The 5,163-nt window shown below is 37.6% G+C and carries 5 protein-coding genes and 1 other annotated feature; of the genes, 4 read left to right on the forward strand and 1 reads right to left on the reverse strand.

Translation table 11 applies throughout. The annotated features are described in order from the left end of the window. The first annotated feature begins 124 nt into the window (after positions 1–124). From JCM10991_RS11140 to xerS, 4 genes are all read left to right on the forward strand, one after another. Positions 125–502, forward strand: a complete 378-nt coding sequence (locus tag JCM10991_RS11140) for a GtrA family protein (RefSeq protein WP_035188944.1) — start codon at positions 125–127, stop codon at positions 500–502. Between the two features lie 275 nt (positions 503–777). Further along, positions 778–1,010 (forward strand) — a binding site (T-box leader). A 64-nt stretch (positions 1,011–1,074) separates the two neighbouring features. Further along, on the forward strand, positions 1,075–2,187 hold the full coding sequence (locus JCM10991_RS11145; protein WP_023859538.1) for a vitamin B12 independent methionine synthase: 1,113 nt from the start codon (positions 1,075–1,077) through the stop codon (positions 2,185–2,187). A 59-nt stretch (positions 2,188–2,246) separates the two neighbouring features. Further along, entirely contained in the window at positions 2,247–3,122 is an 876-nt protein-coding gene (pepI, locus tag JCM10991_RS11150; protein WP_025021527.1) for a proline iminopeptidase, read from the forward strand. 25 nt (positions 3,123–3,147) lie between these two features. After that, positions 3,148–4,245, forward strand: a complete 1,098-nt coding sequence (xerS, locus tag JCM10991_RS11155) for a tyrosine recombinase XerS (RefSeq protein ID WP_305068733.1) — start codon at positions 3,148–3,150, stop codon at positions 4,243–4,245. 282 nt (positions 4,246–4,527) lie between these two features. On the opposite strand, the gene JCM10991_RS15450 is transcribed toward xerS, so the two are convergent. Further along, a partial coding sequence (locus JCM10991_RS15450) for a hypothetical protein (RefSeq protein ID WP_225349968.1) occupies positions 4,528–5,163 on the reverse strand: 636 nt, incomplete at its 5' end.

Consider the following 5,163-nt stretch of genomic DNA (forward strand, 5'->3'; position numbering starts at 1 on the left):
TTTTAAAAAAGGTTTACCTTCCGTAATTTTCTTTTGCTCCTGACAAATTTTTATGCTAAACTTAGTTGTTAAAAAAATTGGAGGAAAAATCTTGCAAAAACTCAAAAATTTTTTTGATGTTACCATGTTAAAGTTTATCCTGGTGGGAATTGCTAACACTATTTTTGGGATGGGAATCATGTTTTTATTCTATAACTTTTTCCACTTTAATTATTGGATTTCATCAGCTTCTAACTATATTTTTGGCAGTATCCTTAGTTATTTTTTAAATAAATATTTCACTTTCCAAAATAATAGTAAAGGTTTCAAGGTGATTTTGAAATTTACCATTAATATTACAATTTGTTATCTTGTTGCCTACGGTTTAGCTAAACCACTAACCGTAATGGCTATGGCTAGTTTTGGTCCTAATATTCAAAATAATATTGCCATGTTAGCCGGATCGATTTTTTTTGTGGTTTTAAATTACGTAGGGCAACGTTTTTGGGCCTTTAAAGATTAGAACGTAAAAAAATGGAAAAAATTAAATCTTCCAACATCCTTTAAAATGACATCAAAAGAAACGCTAGAATTCACGCTCCGGCAACGTAAATTCTAGCGTTCTTTACTTTTTATGTCTCTCTTGCCTTTGCATATCCTAGTAAGGAATTTTCTAACCAAGGTAGTTCAATCCTTAGAGAATCCTCCCCCTACCTCCATAAACTCAATTTTTGGATAAATTAATAAATAGCACTTGTCTTTTTTTTAATTTAAGCTATAATTACCTTATAGATATATTAAAAAACGGTGAAAAGATGAGTAATTAAGTTAGTACTTATACAGAGAGCCTCAGTGCTGAGAAGAGGCTAAGGAACACTTAGTGAAGTATGGTCTTGGAGGATTTAGCTGGTGAAGTCTTGAGCCAGCTAGGGTTCTTACCCCTTAGCGTAAGCACTAATTTTAGTGATTGAGGTCTTTAATGTAAATTAAAGATAAATCAAGGTGGTAACACGGCTAGCCCCGTCCTTGACTTCTCTTTTGAGAAGTAAGGATGGGGATTTTTTCACTTGTCAATAATTTTTGGAGGTAATTTATATGTCAAAAAACGCACCTTTTCATTTTGATTTAGTAGGAAGCTTAAAACGTCCTACTAAATTGAGCCAAAGTCGTCATGCTTTTGAAGCCGGACAATTAGACCGAGCAAAACTTAAAAACTTACAAACTAAAGAAATTGCCCGTGTTGCCCACAAACAAGCAAAGCTAGGTTTCAACGCTGTAACGGACGGAGAATTTGCTCGGTCTTGGTGGCACCTAGACTTTTTATGGGGTCTAACCGGAGTTGACCGTTACGACTATAGCGAAAGTTACAAATTCCATGGTAGCAAAACCCGGACCGATAATGTCCACCTTACTGGTAGAATCGCTTATAACCCTAATCACCCTTTTTTCGAAGACTTCAAGACGCTACAAGCCAACACACCAGAAGGGATCTTAGCCAAACAAACTATCCCGTCACCAACTATGCTCTTTCGTGATAATCGTAGCGATCTAGCCCTTGATTTTTATGAATCATGGGAAGAATATTTAACTGACTTGGCCCAAGCTTACCACCAAACAATTCTTAGATTCTATGAACTTGGTTGCCGTTATCTCCAACTTGATGACACGACCTGGGCTTTTTTAATCAATAAATTCATTGATACTAAACATGACTTCCAAGAACAAGCTAAATACCGAAAAATCGCCGAAGACGCAGTTAAAGTTATTAACGCCACCCTAGCAGACTTACCAGACGACTTAACTATCACAACTCACGTCTGCCGAGGAAACTTCAAGTCCACCTACCTTTATACCGGTGGCTATGAATATATCGCTTCCTATCTAGGGCAACTCAACTACGATGGTTTCTTCCTAGAATATGACAATGAACGTTCTGGAAGTTTCGAACCTCTAGCTGAAATTTGGCACAACCGCCCTAATGTAACTATCGTTCTTGGCTTAATTACTTCTAAATTTCCTGACTTAGAAGATCCAGAGCAACTTAAGCAACGAGTTGTAGCAGCTAGTGAATATGTACCATTAGAAAATCTAGCTCTTTCCACCCAATGTGGTTTCGCCTCTACGGAAGAAGGAAATGCTGTTACTGAAGAAGAACAGTGGAAAAAACTAGCTCTTGTGGTCCAAACTGCTCAAGAAATTTGGTCCTAATTTTTAATCCCTAAGCTTGTATCTTGGGGTTTTTGTTACGCTAAAAATAGGAGGGTCCTATGTATATTGAAGAAAAATATCTTTCTTTTAAAAATTACCATACTTATTGTCGTGTGGTCGGTAAAAAAACTAAGCAAGCTCCCTTAGTCCTCTTACACGGAGGGCCTGGCTCCTGTCACGATTACTTTGAGGTCCTAGATGAATTAGCTGAACTAAGTGAACGCCAAATCATTAGTTATGACCAATTAGGTTGTGGACTTTCTTCGATTCCTAGTAACCCGAAATTTTACTGTATGGAAACTTGGATTGCCGAACTTATTAACTTACGCCAACAACTCCACTTGGATGAAATTCACCTTTTGGGACAATCTTTCGGAGGTATGCTAGCTTTGGCCTACCTCTGTGATTACCAAGCTCAAGGTGTTAAAAGTTTAATTTTATCTTCAACTCTGTCTTCGGTCTCACTTTGGGTTCAAGAGCTACACCGCCTTATCAAAGAGCTTCCTACTAATATGCAGGCTGCTATTGCCCAAGCAGAGACAAGCCTTGATTTTAGCCACCCAGCCTATCTCATTGCCAACAGTGAATTCATGAAACGACATGTTTACGAAGTTACTGAACAAAGCCCCAGTGTTTTAAAGCGTCCTCGTAAAATTGGCTCTTTAGCCTATAAAACTGCTTGGGGGCCCAACGAATACCATCCTAATGGCAATCTCAAAAACTTTGAATACACCCACCGCTTATCGGAGTTAACCTTACCAACTTTAATTACTAGCGGTACAGATGATTTATGTACACCTTTAATCGCTAAAACCATGTATGACCAACTTCCGTATGCTAAATGGGAACTCTTTGCTAATTGTCGTCACATGCCTTTTGTTGATAATCATTCCGCCTATCTTCAAACTCTTCAGACCTGGCTAGCTATGGTATAATGAGAGCGAAAGGATGTGGACTATCTTGCTACATGATGAAGCAATTATTAAAATTGATAAACTTAAAGCACAACTCCCCGCTTATATTAGTGAATTCATCACTGTCAAAACGGCCGATGAATACTCACCGGCAACCCTATTGGAATATCTCAAAAACTTCCATCAATTTTGCCAATGGTTAATTAATCAAAAAAAAGTTAGTGCTTCTATTACCGCAGATATTAGTGTGGGTGAACTTGACAAAATTACCCTCCGAGATGCCACCGAGTATAAATCCTACTTACTTAGCCGCCATAAAATGAATACCAAGCGCGTAGATCAAAATGGTCAAGCATTGCCTTCAAATGAACTATTAGCTAAACCTACCATCCAACGTCATATTACAGCTCTCAAAGTGATTTTCAAATATTTAGCCAAAAGTGCTAACAACCATCAAAATAAGCCTTTTTTGAGTCATAATATTATGGAAGACTTATCCAACGTAACTCAACGACAAACTTTACAGGCTCGGGCTGATGCCATTGAAGACAAGCTTTTTTTAGGTGATGAAAGTCAAGCATACTTGGACTTTATTGAAAACATTTATCCGCAAAATCTCACTCCGCGAGCATTACTATTTCACAAGCGTGATCTCGAACGTAATCTCGCCCTAAATGCTTTAATGTTAGCTTCAGGGTTACGTTTATCGGAAGTAGTAGGGATTAATCTTGATGATTTAGACTTTGAAAATAATCGAGTGTCAGTTCTGCGCAAAGGCTCAAAAAAAGACTCAGTCAGAATTGCCGCTTTTGCCATGGAATATCTTGATCGTTATCGTCAAATTCGCGACTCCCGTTACCATCCTGATAAATACGAGAAAGCCTTTTTTTTAACCTTAACCAAAGGGCATTCACAAAGAATCACCGGATCAGCAATTGAAAAAATGGTAGCCAAGTATTCCAAAGAATTTAAAGTTCGCGTCACCCCGCACAAATTACGCCACACTTTAGCGACACGGCTATACCAAGAAACAAATAACTTAGTTTTAACGGCTCAACAATTGGGACACAGTTCAACCACTACCACCACACTGTATACCCACATCAATAACGATGCAGCTAGCGATGCTTTAAATCGGTTATAGAAAAGTGAAAATAACAAGCCTTAAGAAATTACGCTTTCCAAAACGTTGATTTCTTAAGGCTTTTAACTTACGGAAACTAAGTTACAGATTTTTAATTTTTAACAAAAAATTGCAGCATCATCCAACCAAAACTGTTTGCTTTTTCAAATTATTAACTACTAAATCAGGTTGTGCACTTAACTTCAGAATTTATAATCTCGCAGAAAAAACAAACTCTACAATCCTAGAAGTTATAAATACACCAAAAAGTCTTAGAGAGTATACTCCCTAAGACTTTTTAAGCTATCTCTTCTTGCGATTAAGCATACTGAGTAACGGTACTAGGGTCATTAACACCCCCATACCAGCCATCGTACCATAAGTTCCTATTAAATTAGAACTTATAAAATTATTAATAACTTCACCAACGGACGATTGCTTGGCTGACTTTTCGACTGTTCCAACAATCCATTTGCCTTTTGCTGAATCACTACCAGTTTGTACTAGACCACTAGCGTCATTATTTTTTTTGCTAGCATTACCCACTATTACATTCACATTTTGGTTTGTAGTTTGAATATCACTTGTAAGTGTTATAGTAGTTGGATGTACTGATGACCCAGTTAAAACATTTAGTGGCGCTAACATCGAAGTGCTTATATCTTCAGTACTTGTAACCTGACTGACTTCCACTTCACTAGTTAAAATTTTTGCGATTTGATTTTGAAGAACTACACCCTTAAGTTCTGCTTTCCTAACAACCTCATCTGTACTCGTTGATTCAGACATGCTTGCACTCGTTGAAACTGAACCACTTGTACTTGTTGATTCTGATGCACTTGCACTCTTCGAAGCTGAGTCACTCGTACTTGTTGATTCTGATGCGCTTGCGCTCTTCGAAGCTGAATCACTCATACTTGTTGATGAGGATGTACTTGC

The organism is Ligilactobacillus equi DSM 15833 = JCM 10991, assembly GCF_000615765.1.
GTDB lineage: Bacteria > Bacillota > Bacilli > Lactobacillales > Lactobacillaceae > Ligilactobacillus > Ligilactobacillus equi.

Coding starts and splice junctions, on each gene's coding strand:
- pepI (WP_025021527.1), top strand. CDS start 2,247: ATGTATATTGAAGAAAAATATCTTTCTTTTAAAAATTACCATACTTAT.
- JCM10991_RS11140 (WP_035188944.1), top strand. CDS start 125: ATGTTAAAGTTTATCCTGGTGGGAATTGCTAACACTATTTTTGGGATG.
- JCM10991_RS11145 (WP_023859538.1), top strand. CDS start 1,075: ATGTCAAAAAACGCACCTTTTCATTTTGATTTAGTAGGAAGCTTAAAA.